The sequence below is a fragment of the Neorhizobium sp. T25_27 genome (assembly GCF_002968565.1).
In the GTDB taxonomy this organism is placed as follows: domain Bacteria; phylum Pseudomonadota; class Alphaproteobacteria; order Rhizobiales; family Rhizobiaceae; genus Neorhizobium; species Neorhizobium tomejilense.
The window spans coordinates 330,356-351,244 of sequence record NZ_PVBJ01000005.1 but is presented as its reverse complement, the minus strand read 5'-3'; the positions used below and the strand labels follow the sequence as shown (position 1 = coordinate 351,244).

16 protein-coding genes are annotated in these 20,889 nt (G+C 61.9%); 14 read left to right on the top strand and 2 right to left on the bottom strand.

The features are described from left to right. The first annotated feature begins 28 nt into the window (after positions 1-28). From nuoI to dnaE, 14 genes are all read left to right on the top strand, one after another. Positions 29-520: an NADH-quinone oxidoreductase subunit NuoI gene (gene nuoI, locus C5J24_RS17435; RefSeq protein ID WP_037080524.1), complete on the top strand. Its 492-nt coding sequence runs from the start codon at positions 29-31 to the stop codon at positions 518-520. A 146-nt stretch (positions 521-666) separates the two neighbouring features. After that, entirely contained in the window at positions 667-1,281 is a 615-nt protein-coding gene (locus C5J24_RS17430; protein WP_046635483.1) for an NADH-quinone oxidoreductase subunit J, read from the top strand. A gap of 22 nt (positions 1,282-1,303) precedes the next feature. Then, positions 1,304-1,612 (top strand): NADH-quinone oxidoreductase subunit NuoK, encoded by a 309-nt coding sequence (gene nuoK / locus C5J24_RS17425; protein ID WP_007772674.1) that lies wholly within the window; start codon positions 1,304-1,306, stop codon positions 1,610-1,612. A gap of 7 nt (positions 1,613-1,619) precedes the next feature. Next, positions 1,620-3,620, top strand: coding sequence for an NADH-quinone oxidoreductase subunit L (gene nuoL / locus C5J24_RS17420; protein ID WP_105419539.1), 2,001 nt, complete (start codon positions 1,620-1,622; stop codon positions 3,618-3,620). A 56-nt stretch (positions 3,621-3,676) separates the two neighbouring features. After that, complete coding sequence (locus tag C5J24_RS17415) at positions 3,677-5,188, top strand: NADH-quinone oxidoreductase subunit M (protein ID WP_371674543.1); 1,512 nt, start codon at positions 3,677-3,679, stop codon at positions 5,186-5,188. Positions 5,189-5,206: 18 nt separating this feature from the next. After that, a complete protein-coding gene (gene nuoN, locus C5J24_RS17410; protein WP_105419535.1) occupies positions 5,207-6,649 on the top strand; it encodes an NADH-quinone oxidoreductase subunit NuoN in 1,443 nt (480 codons plus the stop codon). Positions 6,650-6,651: 2 nt separating this feature from the next. Next, positions 6,652-7,422 (top strand): biotin--[acetyl-CoA-carboxylase] ligase, encoded by a 771-nt coding sequence (locus tag C5J24_RS17405; protein WP_105419533.1) that lies wholly within the window; start codon positions 6,652-6,654, stop codon positions 7,420-7,422. A 9-nt stretch (positions 7,423-7,431) separates the two neighbouring features. After that, positions 7,432-9,099, top strand: a complete 1,668-nt coding sequence (locus C5J24_RS17400) for a ribonuclease J (RefSeq protein WP_105419531.1) — start codon at positions 7,432-7,434, stop codon at positions 9,097-9,099. Positions 9,100-9,330: 231 nt separating this feature from the next. Further along, entirely contained in the window at positions 9,331-9,735 is a 405-nt protein-coding gene (gene mce, locus C5J24_RS17395; RefSeq protein WP_105419530.1) for a methylmalonyl-CoA epimerase, read from the top strand. Between the two features lie 101 nt (positions 9,736-9,836). Next, a complete protein-coding gene (locus tag C5J24_RS17390) occupies positions 9,837-10,106 on the top strand; it encodes a DUF1467 family protein (RefSeq protein ID WP_105419528.1) in 270 nt (89 codons plus the stop codon). A 542-nt stretch (positions 10,107-10,648) separates the two neighbouring features. After that, positions 10,649-11,974, top strand: a complete 1,326-nt coding sequence (proS, locus tag C5J24_RS17385; protein ID WP_105419526.1) for a proline--tRNA ligase — start codon at positions 10,649-10,651, stop codon at positions 11,972-11,974. Between the two features lie 85 nt (positions 11,975-12,059). Next, positions 12,060-13,367 (top strand): lipoprotein-releasing ABC transporter permease subunit, encoded by a 1,308-nt coding sequence (locus C5J24_RS17380; RefSeq protein ID WP_105419525.1) that lies wholly within the window; start codon positions 12,060-12,062, stop codon positions 13,365-13,367. Positions 13,368-13,381: 14 nt separating this feature from the next. Next, complete coding sequence (locus tag C5J24_RS17375) at positions 13,382-14,065, top strand: ABC transporter ATP-binding protein (protein WP_046624259.1); 684 nt, start codon at positions 13,382-13,384, stop codon at positions 14,063-14,065. Positions 14,066-14,603: 538 nt separating this feature from the next. After that, positions 14,604-18,089, top strand: coding sequence for a DNA polymerase III subunit alpha (dnaE, locus tag C5J24_RS17370; protein WP_105419523.1), 3,486 nt, complete (start codon positions 14,604-14,606; stop codon positions 18,087-18,089). A gap of 6 nt (positions 18,090-18,095) precedes the next feature. Here the strand turns inward: dnaE and C5J24_RS17365 are convergent, their stop codons facing one another. Together C5J24_RS17365 and C5J24_RS17360 are read right to left on the bottom strand one after the other, a co-directional pair. Then, positions 18,096-19,466, bottom strand: coding sequence for a L,D-transpeptidase (locus C5J24_RS17365; protein ID WP_105419670.1), 1,371 nt, complete (start codon positions 19,464-19,466; stop codon positions 18,096-18,098). A gap of 108 nt (positions 19,467-19,574) precedes the next feature. Then, positions 19,575-20,867: a DNA polymerase IV gene (locus C5J24_RS17360; RefSeq protein ID WP_105419521.1), complete on the bottom strand. Its 1,293-nt coding sequence runs from the start codon at positions 20,865-20,867 to the stop codon at positions 19,575-19,577. Positions 20,868-20,889: the final 22 nt, after the last annotated feature.

The following is a 20,889-nucleotide window of genomic DNA, read 5'->3' as shown; positions in this document are numbered from 1 at the left end:
CAGGCTTCCGGCATCATTGGAGAATAATATGGCAAGTCTCGGCCAAGCCGTGAATTCGCTGTTCCTGAAGGAGTTCGTCGGCGCGTTCTTCCTGTCGATGCGCTACTTCTTCAAGCAGAAGGCGACGATCAACTACCCGTTCGAAAAGGGCCCTGTCTCTCCGCGTTTCCGCGGCGAGCATGCGTTGCGCCGTTATCCGAACGGCGAGGAGCGCTGCATCGCCTGCAAGCTCTGCGAGGCGATCTGTCCTGCCCAGGCGATCACCATCGAGGCAGGTCCCCGCCGCAACGACGGCACCCGTCGCACGGTGCGTTACGATATCGACATGGTGAAGTGCATCTATTGCGGCTTCTGCCAGGAAGCCTGCCCGGTGGATGCGATCGTCGAAGGCCCGAATTTCGAATTCTCGACCGAGACGCGCGAAGAACTCTATTTCGACAAGGCGCGTCTCCTGGAAAACGGCGACCGCTGGGAGCGCGAAATCGCTCGCAACATGGCAATCGATGCGCCCTACCGCTAAGGCGGGGTGATTTGTCCGGCGGCCCCCATTCAGCGGGCGGTGCGCCGGTGACATCTGGATGAAATACCCGGTGCATATCACAAGGCCGGGTTTCGACGGGTAGGGGCATTCGCCCCGATCCCGGTGAGGGACGAAAAGGCACCACGATGGGTCTGCAGGCAATCTTCTTCTATCTCTTCGCGTTCATCGCGGTGGCGTCGGCGTTCATGGTCATTTCGGCCAAGAACCCGGTGCACTCGGTGCTGTTTCTCATCCTGGTCTTCTTCAACGCTGCCGGTCTCTTCCTGCTGACGGGCGCCGAATTCCTGGCGATGATCCTGCTGGTCGTCTATATCGGCGCGGTCGCGGTTCTCTTCCTCTTCGTCGTCATGATGCTCGATATCGATTTTGCGGAACTGCGCTCGGGCGTGCTGCAATATGCGCCGATCGGCATGCTGGTCGGCCTCATCGTCGCCGCCGAACTGGTGGTCGTCATCGGTGGCAGCGTGCTGACGCCGGAAGCGGCCAAGGCGATCACCATGCCGATCCCGAACCCGGCCAGCCGTACCAACACGGCGGCCCTCGGCGATGTGCTCTATACGAACTACGTCTACTTCTTCCAGATCGCCGGCCTGGTGCTTCTGGTGGCGATGATCGGCGCAATCGTGCTGACCCTGCGTCACCGCACCAATATCAAGCGACAGGATGTTTCCAAGCAGGTGGCCCGCACGCCGGCGACAGCCGTCGAAGTGGTCAAGGTCAAGCCGGGCCAGGGCGTCTGAGGCGGGAAAAAGGAATAAAGACATGGAAATCGGACTTTCCCATTACCTCACGGTCAGCGCCATCCTCTTCACGCTCGGCGTTTTCGGCATCTTCCTGAACCGCAAGAACGTCATCATCATCCTGATGTCGGTGGAGCTCATCCTGCTCTCGGTCAACTTGAACATGGTGGCCTTCTCCTCCTTCCTGAACGACATCGTCGGCCAGGTCTTCGCATTGTTCATCCTGACCGTGGCGGCCGCCGAAGCGGCCATCGGTCTTGCAATTCTCGTCGTCTTCTACCGCAACCGCGGTTCGATCGCCGTCGAAGACGTCAATATGATGAAGGGCTGATCGGGTCATGATCTACAAGGCAATCGTCTTTCTTCCCCTGATCGGCTTCCTGATCGCCGGCCTGTTCGGCCGCTCGATCGGCGCAAAGGCGTCCGAATACGTCACCAGCGGCCTGATGATCATAGCGGCCGTGCTCTCCTGGATCGTCTTTTTCAACGTCGCGCTCGCCCATGGCGAAGCAGGCGGGGTGATCAAGGTTCCGGTCATGCGCTGGATCCAGTCCGGCGGCATCGACGTCGAATGGGCTTTTCGCGTCGACACGCTGACGGCGGTCATGTTCGTCGTCGTCAACACCGTCTCGACGCTCGTGCATGTCTATTCGATCGGCTACATGCACCACGACCCGCATCGGCCGCGCTTCTTCGCCTACCTGTCGCTGTTCACTTTCGCGATGCTGATGCTGGTTACGGCCGACAACCTCGCCCAGATGTTCTTCGGCTGGGAAGGCGTCGGTCTGGCCTCCTACCTGCTCATCGGCTTCTGGTACAAGAAGCCGTCGGCCTCGGCTGCCGCGATGAAGGCCTTCATCGTCAACCGCGTCGGCGACTTCGGGTTCGTTCTCGGCATTGCCGGTGTCTTCGTCTTGTTCGGCTCGATCAGCTTCGAGACGATCTTTGCGGCTGCCGCCACCTATCTGCCGGCTGCGGGCGCTCCGGAGGCGTCTCAGGTCATCGCCAACATCTTCGGCATGGAACTGACCAAGAGCGGTGCGATCACCATCGTCTGCCTGCTGCTGTTCATGGGCGCGATGGGCAAGTCGGCGCAGTTCCTGCTGCACACCTGGCTTCCGGACGCCATGGAAGGCCCGACCCCGGTGTCTGCGCTCATCCATGCCGCGACCATGGTCACCGCCGGCGTCTTCCTCGTCGCCCGCATGTCGCCGATCTTCGAACTGTCGCCCAGCGCCCTGCTGGTCGTCACCATCATCGGCGCGATCACCGCCTTCTTCGCGGCGACCGTCGGCCTCGTCCAGAACGACATCAAGCGCGTCATCGCTTATTCGACTTGCTCGCAGCTCGGCTACATGTTCGTGGCGCTCGGCCTTGGCGCCTATGGCGCGGCGATCTTCCACCTCTTCACCCACGCCTTCTTCAAGGCGCTGCTGTTCCTTGGCGCCGGCTCGGTCATCCATGCCGTCGATGGCGAGCAGGACATGCGCTACATGGGCGGCCTCAGGAAGCACATCCCGGTCACTTTCTGGATGATGACGATCGGAACGCTGGCGCTGACCGGCGTCGGCATCCCGGGAACCATGTTCGGTTTCGCCGGCTTCTTCTCCAAGGACGTGATCATCGAAAGCGCCTATTCGTCCCATTCGGCGGCGGCGGGCTTTGCCTTCACGCTTCTGGTCATCGCCGCGCTGTTCACCAGCTTCTATTCCTGGCGTCTCGCTTTCCTGACCTTCTTCGGCAAGCCGCGCGCCTCCGCCGACGTCATGCACCATGTGCACGAATCGCCGATGGTCATGCTGGCGCCGCTCTATATCCTTGCCGCCGGTGCGGTTCTCGCCGGCGTTCTGTTCGAAGGTTATTTCTTCGGCCACGAATATGCCGAGTTCTGGAAGGGCGCACTGTTCACGCTGCCGGAAAACAAGATCCTCGAAGAGTTCCATCACGTGCCGCTGCTGGTCGCCTGGAGCCCCTTCATCGCCATGGCGGTCGGTTTTGTCACGGCCTGGTATTTCTACATCAAGTCGCCGTCGACGCCCCGTCGTCTCGCCGCTTCGCAGAAGGTCCTCTACGAGTTCCTGCTCAACAAGTGGTATTTCGACGAACTCTACGACTTCCTCTTCGTCCGCTCCGCCAAGGCGCTCGGCCGGTTCCTGTGGAAGAAGGGTGACATCGGCGTCATCGATACCTACGGCCCGAACGGCGTTGCCGCCCGCGTGGTCGACGTCACCAACCGGGTGGTCAAGCTGCAGTCCGGTTATCTTTATCACTATGCGTTCGCGATGCTGATCGGCATCGCCGCCCTCGTCACCTGGATGATGCTCGGGAGCTCGATCTAATGACCGACTGGCCAATTCTCTCGACGGTCACCTTTCTGCCGCTGGTCGGCGTACTGTTGCTGCTTCTGACGCCGAGCGCGGATTCGGCTGCGCGTTCGTATTCTTCGAACCTGCATGCAGGGGATGAAGCCGATCGCGCCCGGGGCGCCCGCCGTAACATCCTCAACGTCGCGCTGTTCACGACGGTCTTCACCTTCATTGTCTCGCTGTTCATCTGGATCGGCTTCGATAACTCGAATGCCGGCTTCCAGATGGTCGAGAAGCACGACTGGCTCGGCACCGGCATCTCCTATCATCTCGGCGTCGACGGCATCTCCATGCTGTTCGTCATCCTGACGACCTTCCTGATGCCCTTCTGCGTGCTCGCCAGCTGGAATACGATCGAAAAGCGCCTCAAGGAGTACATGATCGCCTTCCTGCTTCTGGAAGTGGTCATGACCGGCGTCTTCGTTTCGCTCGACGTCGTGCTCTTCTACGTCTTCTTCGAAGCGACCCTCATTCCGATGTTCGTCATCATCGGTGTGTGGGGCGGCAAGGACCGCGTCTACGCCTCCTACAAGTTCTTCCTCTATACGCTGCTCGGCTCCGTGCTGATGATGCTCGCCATCATGGCCATGTACTGGCAGGCCGGCACCACGGACATTACCGCGCTCCTGAAATACGGCTTCCCGGCCGGCATGCAGACCTGGCTCTGGCTCGCCTGCTTTGCGGCCTTCTCGGTGAAGATGCCGATGTGGCCGGTCCATACCTGGCTTCCGGACGCGCACGTCCAGGCTCCAACCGCTGGCTCGGTGATCCTGGCCGGCGTCATGCTGAAGCTCGGCGGTTACGGGATGATCCGTTTCTCGCTCGCCATGTTCCCGATCGCGTCCGAACATTTCGCGCCGCTGGTCTTCTCGCTGTCGGTCATCGCAATCATCTACACATCGCTGGTGGCGATGATGCAGGACGACATCAAGAAGCTGATCGCCTATTCGTCGGTCGCCCACATGGGCTACGTGACCATGGGCATCTTTGCCGCCAACGTGCAGGGCGTGCAGGGCGCGATCTTCCAGATGCTGTCGCACGGCATCGTGTCGGGCGCACTCTTCCTCTGCGTCGGCGTTGTCTACGACCGTCTCCACACCCGTGAGATCTCGGCTTATGGCGGTCTCGTCAACAACATGCCGAAATACGCCGTCGCCTTCATGATCTTCACCATGGCCAATGTCGGCCTGCCGGGCACGTCCGGCTTCGTCGGCGAATTCCTGACGATCATCGGCGTCTTCCGGGTCAACACCTGGGTCGCCCTGTTTGCGGCCACCGGCGTCATCCTCTCGGCCTCCTACGCGCTCTGGCTCTATCGCCGGGTGATCTTCGGGGCGCTCGAGAAGGAAAGCCTCAAAGGCCTGCTCGACCTTTCCGGCCGCGAAAAGCTCATTCTCTATCCGCTGATCGCGATCACCATCTTCTACGGCTTCTATCCGGCGCCGATCTTCGATGCGACGGCAGCATCGGTAGACCTGCTGGTGAACAATTATTCCGCAGCCCTGGCAGCAGCGAAAGACCTTGCACTCAACGTGCACTGAGACGGGACACGACTGGATATGACCGCTGAAATTCTCTCCCTAAGCCTGCAGCTCTCGATGCCGGAGATCATCCTGGCCGTGGGCGCGCTCGCTCTTCTGATGATCGGCGTCTTCTCCGGCGACAAGTCCGCGCCGACGGTGACGGGGCTTGCGGTAGCACTGCTGGCGGTCGCCGGCCTCTGGCTGATCTTCATGCCCGGCGAGGGCGTTGCCTATGGCGGCGCCTTCAAGCTTGATGCCTTCGGCCGCTTCATGAAGGTCTTGGCGCTCATCGGTTCGATCACCGCCATGGTCATGTCCGTCGGCCATGCGAAGTCGGATCAGCTCAACCGCTTCGAATTCCCGGTGCTTCTGGTCCTGTCGACGCTCGGCATGCTGCTGCTGATCTCGGCGAACGACCTGATCGCGTTCTATCTCGCTCTCGAACTGATGTCGCTGGCGCTCTACGTCATCGCAGCCTTCAACCGGGACAGCCTGCGCTCGACCGAAGCCGGCCTCAAATATTTCGTCCTCGGCGCGCTCTCCTCCGGCATGATGCTTTACGGCATGTCGCTGGTCTACGGCTTCACCGGCAATACCGGCTTTGAGGGCATCGCCAAGGTTCTCTCCGCCGAAACCCGTGGCCTGGGCCTGATCTTCGGCATGGTCTTCGTGCTCGCCGGCGCCTGCTTCAAGATTTCCGCCGTGCCGTTCCACATGTGGACGCCGGACGTTTATGAAGGCGCGCCGACCCCGGTCACCGCCTTCTTCGCGGCCGGCCCGAAGGTTGCCGCCATGGCGATCCTGGTGCGCATCGTGTCCGACGCCTTCCTGCCGCTCGTTGCCGACTGGCGCCAGATCATCGTCTTCGTGTCGATCGCCTCCATGCTGCTCGGCTCGTTCGCGGCGATCGGCCAGCGCAACATCAAGCGACTGATGGCCTATTCCTCGATCGGCCACATGGGCTACGCGCTGGTCGGCCTTGCCGCCGGCTCCGAGACGGGCGTCTCGGGCGTCGTCCTCTACATGACCATTTATATGGTCATGACGCTGGGCACCTTCGCCTGCATCATGGCGATGCGCCGCAAGGAAGGCGGCAATGTCGAGAATGTCGACGATCTCGCCGGCCTGTCGTCGACCAAGCCATTCATGGCGGTGGTACTGACTGCGCTGATGTTCTCGATGGCCGGCATCCCGCCGCTCGCTGGCTTCTTCGCCAAGTATTTCGTCTTCGTCGCGGCGATCGAAGCGAAGCTCTATGCGCTGGCCGTCATCGGCGTGCTCTCCTCGGTCGTCGGCGCCTATTATTACCTGCGCATCGTCAAGCTGATGTGGTTCGATGAAGCCAAGGGCGAGTTTGCTCGTATCTCCGGCGAACTGCGCCTGGTCTTCGGTCTCTCCGGCCTCTTCGTCGTCGCCTATGTGCTGATCGGCGGCCCGATCGGCACGGCGGCAAGCGCCGCCGCGAAGTCCTTCTTCTGAGAATGCCGGGAGCAAGGGGCCGTTTCTCGCTCGATGCATTCCGTCACGAGGCGCTCGACGAGGTCGGATCCACCAATAGCGAATGTCTCGCCCGCGCTCGCGCGGGCGATTCCGGTTTGTTATGGCTGACCGCAACGCGGCAGCTCGCCGGCCGCGGCCGCCGTGGCCGGGCCTGGACATCGGAACCGGGCAATCTCTATGCTTCGCTGCTGCTGATCGATCCTGCGCCGCCGGAGAGGATCGGCTCGCTGCCGCTCGCTGTCGCAGTCGCCGTCCATGCCGCAGTCAGGTCGGTTCTGCCGCCGGGCGGCGACCCGCTCGACGTCAAATGGCCGAACGATATCCTGATCGGCCGCAAGAAGACCTGTGGCATCCTTCTGGAGGGCGAGGGGCTGCCGGATGGCCGCCGCGCGCTCGTCATCGGCATCGGCATCAATATCCGCCATATGCCCGATAGTGCAGCCTACGCGGTCACGCGGCTTGCCGATCACGGCGCCAACGTCTCGCCGGAAGAGCTTTTCGCGCATCTTTTCAGAGAGATGGCACAGGTTCTGGAATCCTGGGATGAGGGCCGGGGCACGCCCGAAATCAGCCGGCGCTGGCGCGAGGTCGCCTGCGGCATCGGCGAAAAAATCACCGTGAACCTGCCGGACCGCTCGCTTGTTGGTACATTCGCAGGTATCGATGACAAAGGATTTTTGCTGCTCGACACCGGACTGGGCGCGCTAACGTCGATCGCCGCCGGTGATGTATTTTTTCAAGGAATGGAATAGACAAAGAAAATGGCAAACCAAGAAGAACTGGTGTTTCTGCCGCTTGGCGGCGTCGGCGAGATCGGCATGAACCTCGCCCTCTACGGCTATGGAACGCCGGAGAAACGCCAGTGGATCATGGTCGATTGCGGCGTGACCTTCCCGGGGCCGGACCTGCCGGGCGTCGATCTCGTGCTGCCGGATATCCGCTTCCTCGCCAGCCAGCGCAGCCATCTCAAGGCGATGATCATCACCCATGCGCATGAGGACCATTACGGCGCCATGAACGACCTCTGGCCGGGTCTCAACGTGCCCGTCTACGCGTCGCCGTTCACCGCCGGCATGCTGGAAGCCAAACGCAACTACGAAGGTTCGCGCGCCGAAATCCCGGTGACGATCTTCAAGGCCGGCGATCGCATCAATATCGGCCCGTTCGAGATCGAGGCAATCGGCGTCAACCATTCGATCCCCGAGCCGATGTCGCTGGTCATCCGCACCCCGCTCGGCAACGTTGTCCATACGGGCGACTGGAAGATCGACCACGCGCCATCGCTCGGGCCGTTCACCGACGAGGCGCGCTTCCGCAAGATTGGCGACGAAGGCGTGCTGGCGCTGATGTGCGACAGCACCAACTCCATGCGCGAGGGCGTTTCGCCATCGGAAGAGGAAGTCTCCGAAGGCCTGCGCCAGATCATCGAGGCGGCCGAGGGCAGGGTGGCGATCACCACCTTCTCCTCGAATGTCGGCCGCATCCGGTCGATCGCCCAGGCCGCGGACGCTGCCGGCCGCGAAGTCCTGCTGCTCGGCTCGTCGCTGAAGCGCGTCGTCGGCGTCGCCCGCGATATCGGCATCATGGAGGGCCTGAAGCCCTTCATCGCCGAGGACGAGTACGGCTATATCCCGCGCGACAAGATTGTCGTGATCCTGACCGGCAGCCAGGGCGAGCCGCGCGCCGCACTCGCTAAGATCGCCCGCGACGAGATGCGCCACGTGGCGCTGACGTCAGGCGATACGGTGGTCTTTTCCTCGCGCACCATCCCCGGCAACGAGAAGGCGATCATCGAGATCAAGAACGGCCTGATCGAGCAGGGGATCAAGATCGTCACCGACAGCGACGCGCTCGTCCACGTCTCCGGCCACCCGCGCCGCAGCGAACTGGTGCAGATGTACGAGTGGACTCGCCCGCAGATTCTCGTGCCCGTCCACGGCGAGGCCGCGCATCTGACGGCCCAGGCCGAACTCGGCGCATCCGTCGGCATCAACAGCATCCCGCGCGTCAGGAACGGCAATATTCTGCGTCTGGCGCCCGGCCCGGCCGAGGTGATCGGCGATGCGCCGCATGGACGCATCTTCAAGGATGGCAAGCTGATCGGCGACTTCGAGGAAATGGGCATCGGCGACCGCCGCAAGCTCTCCTTCGTCGGCCATGTCTCCGTCAACGTTCTGCTCGACACCCGCTATGACTTCGTGACCGATCCCGATCTCATCGCCTTTGGCCTGCCGGAATTCGACGACGAGGGCGAGGACATGGAGGATACGCTCTACGACGCCGTGCTCGGCGCCGTCGAAAGCATTCCGCGCGCCCGCCGCAAGGATCTCGACATGGTCCGCGAGGCGATCCGCCGCGCCGTCCGCTCCACCGCCAACGAGGCCTGGGGCAAGAAACCGATCGTGACGGTGTTCGTTACGCGTCTCTGAGGGGACGGGTTGTTTGCCCCTCACTTGCGATTTCTAACACTTAGCCTTTGGCTAAGATGTTGAAATCGCTTTCTCTCCCACAAGGGGAGGGATAACAGTGCCGCGGCGCCGCAGTCCTACCTCCCCCATGGCGGGGGAGGAAGAAAAATCAGCATCTTAGCCGGAAGGCTAAGTGCTAGATTTTTCGGGTGAGGGGGCGGGAATGGATGCAGTTCCCGAAGGAGGACAGACATGCTCGGACGCGTCAATCACATCGCCATCGCCGTGCCGGATCTTGGCGTCGCGACCACGACCTATCGCGATACGCTCGGCGCCCGTGTCTCCCAGGCCCAGGCCTTGCCCGAGCATGGGGTCACCGTGGTCTTCGTCGAACTCCCCAACACCAAGGTGGAACTGCTCGAGCCGCTCGGACCCGATTCGCCGATTGCGGCCTTCCTCGAGAAGAACCCGTCCGGCGGCATGCACCATATCTGCTATGAGGTGGACGATATCATCGCCGTACGCGACAAGCTGAAGGCGATCGGTGCGCGGGTCCTCGGAGACGGCACTCCAAAGACCGGAGCCCATGGAAAACCTGTGCTTTTCCTGCATCCGAAGGACTTCAACGGCACCCTGGTCGAGCTCGAACAGGTCTGAGTCCCGCAACTGTGACATCACGTCAGGGCATGCAGGTTTGAGCTTGCCGGCCTTTAGGCCTATAAGGCGCCAATTCTTCGAACCGGAATCGAGTCGAGACCATGCCGCTTTTGACGGTCGCCGCCATCTACTTCATCATCTGGTGGACCGTGCTCTTCATCGTCCTTCCGCTCGGCTATCGCAGCCAGCAGGAAGACGGCGAGGTGACCAACGGTACTGTGGAAAGCGCCCCGGCCCGGTTTCGCGGCGGCCGCGTCATCCTCTTGACGACCGTGATCTCGACGCTGCTCTATCTGGGATACTATGTTGCATCCGCCTATTTCGGCGTCGGCATTGCCGATATTCCCGTCATCGTGCCGACCTTCGACTGAAGCGCACGAATAAGGCAGGATCATCGGGAGCCTGTCATTTCCTTGTCATGATTTGCAGGCATAGGAGCGGCGGCGAAGGCACCCGCGTGGCCGCTCGGATTGGCGAAAAAGCAAAAAAAAACAAGGCGGTTAAGCCTTGTTTCTAGTGTCGCGTGATCCTTAACCGTTACCGGGGCTGCGACAAGCGCGCCTAAGATCTGATCCTCCCAAGACTTGACCGCGAAATGGCAAGAATTTGAACTCCTTGCCTCTTTTGTGAGCTGAACCTAGCCCAAAGGATGTGCTTTGTCATCCGCTTTTTTTGTATTTTTGCTACACTTCGATAAAATTTTTCGGTTGACAAAAATGTCGCACACTTGCCACGAAATCCCCGCTTTTGGCGGGTCTGGAAGTGCCGGCGCAGATTCGTGAACAACGTGCGATTCATGCTGGGGCGGGTTCCCTTGGGCCTGAGGAACGGCTATGTACCCTCCCAATATTGTTGAAGAAAATGGCCGATTCCTCGCCTGCTGGGGATAGGCCTGACAACCTCGGAAATCGCGATGCGCCTGTCCCGCTATTTTATGCCCATCCTGAAGGAAAACCCCAAGGAAGCGGAAATCGCGTCCCATCGGCTGATGCTGCGTGCCGGCATGATCCGCCAGCAGAGCCAGGGCATCTATTCCTGGCTGCCGCTCGGCAAGCGCGTGCTCGACAAGGTCAACGCCATCATCCGCGAGGAGCAGAACCGTGCCGGCGCCATTGAGGTGCTGATGCCGACGCTGCAATCCGCCGAACTCTGGCAGGAAAGCGGCCGCTACGACGCCTATGGCAAGGAAATGCTGCGCATCAAGGACCGCCAGGAGCGGCCGATGCTCTACGGCCCCACCAATGAGGAAATGATCACGGACATCTTCCGGTCCTACGTCAAATCCTACAAGAACCTGCCGCTCAACCTCTATCACATCCAGCTGAAGTTCCGTGACGAGATCCGTCCGCGCTTCGGCACCATGCGCTCGCGCGAGTTCCTGATGAAGGACGCCTATTCCTTCGATCTGACCAAGGAAGCCGCCGAGCATTCCTATCGCAAGATGTTCACCGCCTATCTGCGCACCTTCTCCAGGCTTGGCCTCAGGGCGATCCCGATGCGCGCCGACACCGGTCCGATCGGCGGCAACCTGTCCCACGAATTCATCATCCTGGCCGAGACGGGCGAGTCGGAAGTGTTCTCCCACAAGGATTTCGTCAACTTCGACATCCCCAGCACGGACACCAATTTCGATGACGTCGAGGCCATGCAGGCGGTCTTCGACAAGTGGACCTCGGTCTATGCCGCGACCTCGGAAATGCACGACGAGGAAGCCTTCAACGCCATTCCCGAGACCAACCGGCTTTCCGCCCGCGGCATCGAGGTCGGCCATATCTTCTATTTCGGCACCAAATATTCCGAGCCGATGGGCGCCAGGGTGCAGGGACCGGACGGCAAGGAGCACCCTGTCCACATGGGTTCCTACGGCATCGGCCCGACACGCCTTGTTCCCGCCATCATCGAAGCATCGCATGACGACAACGGAATCATCTGGCCGGCATCGGTTGCACCGTTCGACGTCGTGGTCATCAACATGAAGCCCGGCGATGTGACCTGCGACCGGATCTGCGAAACGCTCTACGGCGGTCTCGCGACTGTCGGCAAGGACGTGCTCTACGACGATACGGACGAGCGCGCCGGCACCAAGTTCGCGACCGCCGACCTGATCGGCGTGCCGGTCCAGGTGATTGTCGGGCCCCGGTCCGCCGCGTCAGGCGAAGTGGAGGTCAAGGACCGCAAGACCGGCGAGCGCGAAACGCTGACCGTCGAAGCGGCCATGAACAGGCTTGCCGGCCGATAAAGCCGGCAGGCTGCCGGAGCAATTCCAGGAAAAGTGTGAAGCGGTTTTCCGTCCGGAATTGCGATCACCAGATTGAGGAAATGGCATGGCGAGTGTCGCGGCGAATGGTGAAGCGGTAAAGGCGGGCGGTTCGCCTGCTGCCGGTCCTTTCTCGGCTTTCGAGCGGATGGTCGCCTGGCGTTACCTGCGCTCGCGCCGCCGCGAGGCCTTCATCTCGGTCATCGCCGGTTTTTCCTTCATCGGCATCATGCTCGGCGTCGCGACGCTGATCATCGTCATGGCCGTGATGAACGGTTTCCGCACCGAGCTCATCTCGCGCATTCTCGGCATCAACGGCCACATGATCGTCCAGCCGATCGACGGGCCGCTCACCGACTACGCCGAGCTCACCCAGAAATTTGCGGCCATCCCAGGTGTGCGGATGGCGCTGCCGCTGGTCGAGGGCCAGACGCTGGCATCGGGCCGTGGCGGTGCGGGTTCCGGCGCGCTGGTGCGCGGTGTCCGCCCGGAGGATCTCGAAAAGCTGTCGGAAGTCGCCGGCAACGTCAAGTCGGGCGATATGGTCGGTTTTGCCTCGGGGCAGGGGGTTCTGGTCGGCTCCAGGCTCGCAGCCCAGCTCGGCCTTTCCGCCGGCGACCAGATCACCCTGATCTCGCCGGAAGGCGACGTGACGCCGATGGGCGTCAATCCGCGCGTCAAATCCTATCCGGTCTCCGGCATTTTCGAGATCGGCATGTCGGAATACGACGCGACGATCATCTATATGCCGCTCGAGGAATCGCAGCTCTATTTCAATGCCGACGGCATCGTTCAGTCGATCGAGCTGTTCATCGACAATCCCGACAATGTCGACGATCTGCGCCCGAGGATCGAGGCGGCCGCCGGCCGCCAGATCTTCATCACCGACTGGCGGCAGCGCAACCAGACCTTCTTCTCCGCGCTTCAGGTGGAGCGCAACGTCATGTTCATGATCCTGACGCTGATCGTGCTGGTGGCGGCGCTCAATATCATCTCCGGCCTGATCATGCTGGTGAAGGACAAGGGCAGCGATATCGCCATCCTGCGCACCATGGGTGCTGGTGCGGGCGCGATCATGCGCATCTTCTTCATGACCGGGGCGGCGATCGGCCTCGTCGGAACGTTCGCAGGCGTCCTGCTCGGCGTGGTCGTCTGTCTCAACGTCGAATCGATCCGCCAGTTCTTCTCCTGGATCTCGGGTACCATCCTCTTCGATCCGCAACTCTATTTCCTCAGCCAGCTGCCGGCGGAGATGAGCTTTGGCGAGACCTTCTCGGTGGTCATGATGGCGCTCGTCCTCTCCTTCATCGCCACCATCCTTCCGGCATGGCGGGCCTCCCGGCTCGATCCTGTCCAGGCCCTTCGATACGAATAGGACCCACATCCTTCATGGCACCCAAAACCGTCTTGCAGCTCTCGGGCGTCGAACGTCACTATGGCCAGGGCGAGACCACGCTTTCGATCCTGAAGGGGGCTGATTTCGACCTTAAGACCGGCGAGATTGTCGCGCTGGTCGCCCCGTCGGGCACCGGCAAATCGACGCTTCTGCATCTCGCCGGCCTGCTCGAACATCCGGACGCCGGCGAAGTCTTTCTCGCCGGGCATGCCTGCAACGGACTTCCCGATGCGGAGCGCACTGCGATGCGCCGCAACCAGATCGGTTTCGTCTACCAGTTCCACCATCTCCTGCCGGAGTTTTCCGCGGTCGAGAACATCATGATGCCGCAGCTGATCGCCGGCCTCTCCAAGGCCGAGGCGAAGGAGCGGGCAAGCCAGCTTCTGGACTATATGCGCATCGGCCACCGCGCCGAGCACCGCCCTTCCGAACTGTCCGGCGGCGAGCAGCAGCGCGTGGCGATCGCCCGTGCCGTCGCCAACGCCCCGCGCGTGCTTCTTGCCGACGAACCGACCGGCAATCTCGACCCGAAGACCGCATCCTATGTCTTCGACGCACTGGAAGCCCTGGTGCGCCAGTCCGGCCTCGCGGCCCTCATCGCCACCCACAACCACGACCTCGCCAGCCGCATGGACCGCCGCGTGACGATCGAGGGCGGCAAGGTCGTCGAGATGTGAAGAGGCGGATATGCGTGCGTCTGGATCCTCGGGTCGAGCCCTAGGATGACGCCGCTGGGTGGTGTGCTCCGCCCCTTCCTCCGTCATCCTCGGGCTCGACCCGAGGATCCACTCTCCACACGCCGACCCATCCGGGCATATTCGAAACCTCCACGGATGGTCATCCAGTCCGGATGTATCCGCATGCGCCGATCCAACCGAAAATCCCACCATTAATGGCTTGTTTACCAGGTGAGGGAGGATATCGCGATATGTTTGTTTCCGGTCTGTTCTTTTATTGACTCTCAAACAAAATGAGAACAAATTAAAAACATAAGAGAACACGGGAGACGACGATGACTGACCTGCTTCGTGACATTGCCGCATTCGCTTCCATCGCCACCTTCGTGGCAAGCCTCTCCATGATCATGATGGCCATGTGATCTGGACCCTCGGCCGAAAGGCGTTGAGGGGGAAAATCCGAACTGGACTCTCAAGTCCCTGCGCCGGACAATAGCCTGATTCATGAGATGGATATGGCGCAGACATGGCAGACAAAATGGACGTAAAATCGGGATCGGAAGAGCTGGGAACCAGCCCTCAATTCGTTCACCTGCGCGTCCATTCCGCCTACTCGCTTCTCGAGGGCGCCTTGCCGCTCAAGAAGATCCTCTCGAAGGCGATCGCGGACAATCAGCCTGCGATCGCGATAACCGACACCAACAATCTCTTCGTCGCGCTGGAATTCGCCCAGAAGGCGATCGGAGACGGCCTGCAGCCGATCATCGGCTGCCAGCTGTCGATCGATATGGAAGACCAGTCGGACGAGCGGCGCAACAGCCACCAGCAGCTCGCCAAGCTGCCGGCGATCGTCGTGCTGGCGGCCAATGCCGTCGGTTACGAACGGCTCGTCGACCTGATCAGCCGCGCCTATCTCGGCGACGAGGGGCATCAGTCCATCCATATCAGCCGCTCCTGGCTGGAGGACGGCGGCACCGAGGGGCTGATCGCGCTGACCGGGGCCGGAAGCGGGCCGGTCGACATGGCTCTGAAGGAAGGCAATGCTACGCTTGCCGAAGCGAGGTTGCTGAAACTCAAGGAGATATTCGGCGACCGGCTTTACGTCGAACTGCAGCGCCACGGCGCCTACGACCGGCGCCACGAGCACAAGATCGTCACGCTCGCCTACGACCACGACCTGCCGCTGGTGGCGACCAACGAGGCCTTCTTTCCCACCAAGTCCGAGTTTGATGCTCATGACGCGCTGATGGCGGTTGCCCATAATGCGATCGTCTCGGACGACACCCGGTTCCGCCTGACGCCGGACCATTATCTGAAGAGCCGCGCCGAGATGGCAAAGCTGTTCGCCGACCTGCCGGAGGCACTCGAAAATACCGTCGAGATCGCCCGGCGCTGTTCTTTCGTCCTGAAAACCCGCAATCCGATCCTGCCGCGCTTCACCGGCGCCACCGACGATCCGGCGGAAGCCGAACGCGCCGAGGCGGAGGAGCTGCGCCGCCAGTCCGTCGAAGGTCTCGAAGAGCGCATTGCGACGCTCGGCATGACGCGCGGTTATACCGAACAGGACTATCGCGACAGGCTGGATTTCGAGCTCAGCGTCATCGAGAAGATGAAGTTCCCGGGCTACTTCCTGATCGTTGCCGACTTCATCAAATGGGCAAAGCAGCAGGGCATCCCGGTCGGTCCCGGTCGTGGTTCGGGTGCGGGCTCGCTGGTCGCCTATGCGCTCACCATTACCGACGTCGATCCGCTGCGCTTCTCGCTGCTGTTCGAGCGCTTCCTCAATCCCGACCGCGTCTCGATGCCGGACTTCGACATCGACTTCTGCCAGGATCGCCGCGAAGAGGTGATCCGCTACGTGCAGCAGAAATACGGCCGCGAGCAGGTGGCGCAGATCATCACCTTCGGTTCGCTGCAGGCGCGCGCCGCCTTGCGCGACGTCGGCCGCGTGCTCGAAATGCCCTATGGCCAGGTCGACAAGATCTGCAAGCTGGTGCCGAACAACCCCGCCAACCCGACGCCCCTGTCGAAGGCGATCGAGGAGGATCCGAAATTCCAGGAGGAGGCCGACAAGGAGCCCGTCGTCGCCCGCCTTCTCGATATCGCCCAGAAGATCGAAGGCCTCTACCGCCACGCCTCGACCCACGCCGCTGGCATCGTCATCGGCGACCGTCCGCTGTCGAAGCTCGTGCCGATGTATCGCGACCCGCGCTCGGACATGCCGGTCACCCAGTTCAACATGAAATGGGTGGAGCAGGCGGGCCTGGTGAAGTTCGACTTCCTCGGCCTGAAGACGCTGACCGTGCTGAAGACCGCCGTCGATTTCTGCCGCAAGCGCGGCATTGAGGTCGATCTCGCCAAGATCCCGCTGGACGACACCAAGACCTACGAGATGCTCTCGCGCGGCGAGACGGTCGGCGTGTTCCAGGTGGAAAGTGCCGGCATGCGCAAGGCGCTGATCGGCATGCGGCCGGACTGTATCGAGGACATTATCGCGCTCGTGGCGCTTTATCGTCCGGGCCCGATGGAAAACATTCCGACCTACAATGCCCGCAAGCACGGCGAGGAGGAGATCGAATCGATCCATCCGACGATCGACCACCTCCTGAAAGAGACCCAGGGGGTTATCGTCTACCAGGAGCAGGTCATGCAGATCGCTCAGGTGCTGTCGGGCTATTCGCTCGGCGAGGCCGACCTGCTGCGCCGCGCCATGGGCAAGAAGATCAAGGCCGAGATGGACCAGCAGAGCGAACGCTTTGTCGATGGCGCCATCAAGAACGGCGTCTCCAAGCCGCAGGCCAACAACATCTTCGAACTGCTGGCCAAATTCGCCAACTACGGCTTCAACAAAAGCCACGCCGCGGCCTACGCGATCGTCTCCTACCAGACCGCCTTCATGAAGGCGCATTATCCGGTCGAGTTCCTTGCCGCCTCGATGACCTACGATATGTCGAACAGCGAGAAGCTGAACGATTTCCGGCAGGATGCCGGCCGCCTGGGCATCGCGGTCATTCCGCCTTCGGTGCAGACCTCGTTCCGGCATTTCGAGACCGGCGACAACAGGATCTATTACGCGCTGGCCGCCATCAAGGGCGTCGGCGAGTCGGCGGTCGACCACATCACCGAAGTGCGCGGCGATGTGCCGTTTGCCAGCATCGAGGATTTCTGCCTGCGGATCGATCCGAAACAGGTCAACCGCCGCGTCATGGAAAGCCTGATCTCGGCGGGCGCCTTCGATTGTTTCGGCCGTGATCGCGCCGAATTGAGCGGCGGCCTAGACCGCATCATCGGTTATGCGCAGCGCGCGCAAGGGGAGAAGGTCAGCGGCCAGCACGACATGTTCGGTTCGTCCTCCGCCTCCGGGCCGGAAACGTTGATCTTCCCGTCGTTTACGCCCTGGATGCCGTCCGAAAAGCTGATGCGCGAATATCAGGTGCTCGGCTTCTATCTCTCGGCCCACCCGCTGGATGCCTATGCCAGCGTGCTAGCCAAGATGCGCGTCCAGAATTTCGCGGACTTTTCCGCCGCCGTGAAACAGGGCGCTACCGCCGGCAGGCTGGCCGGAACGGTAACCAGCAAGCAGGAGCGCAAGACCCGTACCGGCAACAAGATGGGCATCGTCACCTTCTCGGATGCGACCGGCCAGTTCGAGGCGGTGCTGTTCTCGGAGGGGCTGGCGCAATATCGAGACCTGCTCGAACCCGGCAAGTCGCTGGTCATCACCGTGCAGGCAGAAGAGCGGCCGGAAGGCATCGGCCTGCGCATCCAGACGGCGCAGTCGCTCGAGGAAAAGTCGGTGCAGATGCAGAAGGCGCTGCGCGTCTTCGTGCGCGATTCAGGCCCGATGCGCGCCGTCGCGCGCCACCTCAACGCCCGAGGCGACGGGCTTGTGTCCTTCGTGATCATCAAGGATGACGGCAAGCGGGAAATCGAGGTGGAGCTGACGGAAAAATACCGTATCTCGCCCGAAATCGCCGCGGCGCTGAGGACCGCGCCGGGCGTTCTCGACGTCGAGCTGGTCTAGAAGACGTTAATAGAGGCCGTAGGCGCGGGGCTTCGCCGCCGTCCGCCGCTGGCTGACCGGTTGCGGCCTGGTGATGGAGGCCTGCGCTTCGGCCACCCGCTGCAGCGGCTGGGTGACGGTGATAAAATCGGTGCCGTCGCCGGTATCCTGGCCGATGCCCTGGTCGTTGATCGTCAGAGACGAGCCGTCGCTGATCAGCGTTTCGATGCGGTCGCGAATGTCGGCCGACATTTCGATGCGGTTGAGAGCCTGCGCGGCGGCGCCCGGCGCGTAAGGATCGTCGGCGACGGTGATCCCGAGCCGCTGCTTCATCGCAGCGCTGAGGCCGTTGGGAACGGTGACGCTGTGCCACTCGGCCGTCTCTTCCTTGCGCTCGACCTTGTCGACGCTGAAGAAATGCGTGCCGAGCGCGATTTCGGGATCCTTGATGCCGACCGGGGCCTCGAACACGGGTTGGAAATTCTGGCGCACCATGATCTGGCCCATCGGCGGACGCGGCTTGCCCGCGGTCTCGTAAAGCGAATCCAGGAATTCCGGCGTCACCAGCGCGCCCTTGGGCGACAGGTTCTTCCAGCGCTTGAACCCGGCAATCGCGCTGCGGGTCATCGGTCCGGCGAACCCGTCGCCGCCGCCGGTGTCGAACCCGAGCTGCTGCAGCAGGATCTGGGCGTCCATCAATGTCTCGCGCTCGCCGCGGCGGGTGATGAGGATGCGCAGCGGTGCGACATCCTCTTTCGCGGCCGCGACCGGTTGGGTCGGAGCCGGCCGCGCGTCGGTCGTCGGATGGACGATCGAGGGATTGTTCGGAACGACGTTCATCGCCACTTCGACCGGTTTCGAGCTGCTGCCGATCGACGAGGTTCGCAGTTGGACGTCGGAAAGCAGCGGCCCTGTCGGCAGCGGCTTGCGCGGCAGGAACAGGTTGGCGTTCTCGATCAATTGCGGCACGACCGGCGCATCGGTGATGATCACATGCGCGCCGCGCTCGGTCATCTGGAAGAGCGATTTGGCAAATGCGCCCGGCATGCGCACGCAGCCATGCGAGGCCGGATAGCTCGGCACGCTGTTCGATTCGTGAAGCGCGATGCCCGACCAGGTCAGGCGCTGCATCCACGGCATGGGCGCGTTCGAATAGAGGTTGGATTCGTGATATTTCTGTTTTTCGAGGATCGAGAAGATCCCGCTCGGCGTCGTGTGGCCTTGCTTGCCGGTCGACACCTTGGAGGTGGTGAGGACCGTTTCGCCGTCATAGACGACAAGCGACTGCTTGTCCTTGGAAACGATGATCTGCAGCGTGCGGGCACCTTCCGCAAAAGCCGCATGCGACAGCATGGTCGCAGACAAAAGACCTAACCCGAACACCAGGCGACGCAACATGACCGACCCCATACGCAATACAAGACCCGCATATTAGCGCACGAGGTTTAAGGAAGGTTATCCGCGCCGCGAGTAGTTTTAACGTTATGGTTAATAACGGATCACATTTCATTGATCCCGTCGGCGGTTCCCGAAAGTATATCCAGTCTCCACCGCGGCCTTGCCGAATTTGTCGCGCAGCTTGTCCATCGCCGCTTCTGCAGCCGCACGCCGGCCGGCCTGGCGGTCAACGAGGTCGGGCGGGTCTGCAAGCGTCGGGTCGCCGAGATCGGTGACGCCGATGCCCAGCAGGCGGAATTTGGTGCCGTCGGTCTCGCGCTCCATCAGCGACAGCCCGGTGCGGAAAATGCGGTCGGCGAGCTGGGTCGGGTCCTCCAGCCGCTTGTTGCGGGTGCGGCTCTTGAAGTCGGAGGTCTTCAGCTTGAGAACGACGGTCTGGCCGGCAATGCCGTGTTTCTTCAGCCGTGCCGAGACCTTTTCGGAAAGCCGCCGCAGGATCGGCACGAGATCGTCATAGCTGGAGATATCGTCGAAGAAGGTGGTCTCGGCCGAAACGCTCTTGGCCGCGTCGTTTACATGCACTTCCCGATCGTCGATACCGCGCGAAAGGCGATAGAGCCGCTGGCCCATCGAGCCGTAGCGGCGCATCAGGTCGGCCTCCTGCATGGTCTGGAGCTGGCCGATGGTGCGGATCCCGTCCGCCTCCAGCGTTGCGTTGAACGCCTTGCCAACGCCCCAGATGGTGGTGACGGGCCGCGCTGCCAGGAATTCTAGCGCCTCTTCCTGCCCGATCACCGAAAAACCGCGCGGCTTCTGGAGATCCGAGGCGACCTTGGCGAGAAACTTGCAATAGGAGAGGCCGACCGAAACGCTGATGCCGATCTCGTCCTGTACCCGCTTGGCGAACTTGGCGAGAATTCGCGCCGGCGGGGCGTGGTGCAGCCGTTCGGTTCCGGCGAGTTCGAGAAAGGCCTCGTCTATCGACAGCGGCTGAACCAGCGGCGTCAGATCGTGCATCATGGCGCGCACCTGCCGCCCCACTGTCACATATTTTTCCATGTTCGGTGGGATCACGACCGCGTCGGGGCAGAGTTCCAGCGCCTTGAACATCGGCATCGCCGAGCGCACGCCGTTGATGCGGGCGATATAGCAAGCCGTCGAGACGACGCCGCGCTTGCCGCCGCCGATGATCACAGGCTTGTCGGCAAGCTCCGGATTGTCGCGTTTTTCGATCGTCGCATAAAAGGCGTCGCAATCGATATGCGCCAGCGTCAGCGCGTAGAGTTCCTTGTGATAGACGAGGCGCGGGCTGCCGCAGGCGCGGCAACGGCGCACTTCCGCCTTCTGCTCAGCAAGGCAGTCGCGACAGAAGCCGGGTGTCTTGTCAGGCGCGGGCGTCATGGCAGAGAACAAAGGTTGAACG

What these genes read in the sequence shown, in the direction of transcription:
- nuoI (WP_037080524.1), top strand. Translation starts at nt 29, where the DNA reads ATGGCAAGTCTCGGCCAAGCCGTGAATTCGCTGTTCCTGAAGGAGTTC.
- C5J24_RS17430 (WP_046635483.1), top strand. Translation starts at nt 667, where the DNA reads ATGGGTCTGCAGGCAATCTTCTTCTATCTCTTCGCGTTCATCGCGGTG.
- nuoK (WP_007772674.1), top strand. Translation starts at nt 1,304, where the DNA reads ATGGAAATCGGACTTTCCCATTACCTCACGGTCAGCGCCATCCTCTTC.
- nuoL (WP_105419539.1), top strand. Translation starts at nt 1,620, where the DNA reads ATGATCTACAAGGCAATCGTCTTTCTTCCCCTGATCGGCTTCCTGATC.
- nuoN (WP_105419535.1), top strand. Translation starts at nt 5,207, where the DNA reads ATGACCGCTGAAATTCTCTCCCTAAGCCTGCAGCTCTCGATGCCGGAG.
- C5J24_RS17405 (WP_105419533.1), top strand. Translation starts at nt 6,652, where the DNA reads ATGCCGGGAGCAAGGGGCCGTTTCTCGCTCGATGCATTCCGTCACGAG.
- C5J24_RS17400 (WP_105419531.1), top strand. Translation starts at nt 7,432, where the DNA reads ATGGCAAACCAAGAAGAACTGGTGTTTCTGCCGCTTGGCGGCGTCGGC.
- mce (WP_105419530.1), top strand. Translation starts at nt 9,331, where the DNA reads ATGCTCGGACGCGTCAATCACATCGCCATCGCCGTGCCGGATCTTGGC.
- C5J24_RS17390 (WP_105419528.1), top strand. Translation starts at nt 9,837, where the DNA reads ATGCCGCTTTTGACGGTCGCCGCCATCTACTTCATCATCTGGTGGACC.
- proS (WP_105419526.1), top strand. Translation starts at nt 10,649, where the DNA reads ATGCGCCTGTCCCGCTATTTTATGCCCATCCTGAAGGAAAACCCCAAG.
- C5J24_RS17380 (WP_105419525.1), top strand. Translation starts at nt 12,060, where the DNA reads ATGGCGAGTGTCGCGGCGAATGGTGAAGCGGTAAAGGCGGGCGGTTCG.
- C5J24_RS17375 (WP_046624259.1), top strand. Translation starts at nt 13,382, where the DNA reads ATGGCACCCAAAACCGTCTTGCAGCTCTCGGGCGTCGAACGTCACTAT.
- dnaE (WP_105419523.1), top strand. Translation starts at nt 14,604, where the DNA reads ATGGACGTAAAATCGGGATCGGAAGAGCTGGGAACCAGCCCTCAATTC.
- C5J24_RS17365 (WP_105419670.1), bottom strand. Translation starts at nt 19,466, where the DNA reads ATGTTGCGTCGCCTGGTGTTCGGGTTAGGTCTTTTGTCTGCGACCATG.
- C5J24_RS17360 (WP_105419521.1), bottom strand. Translation starts at nt 20,867, where the DNA reads ATGACGCCCGCGCCTGACAAGACACCCGGCTTCTGTCGCGACTGCCTT.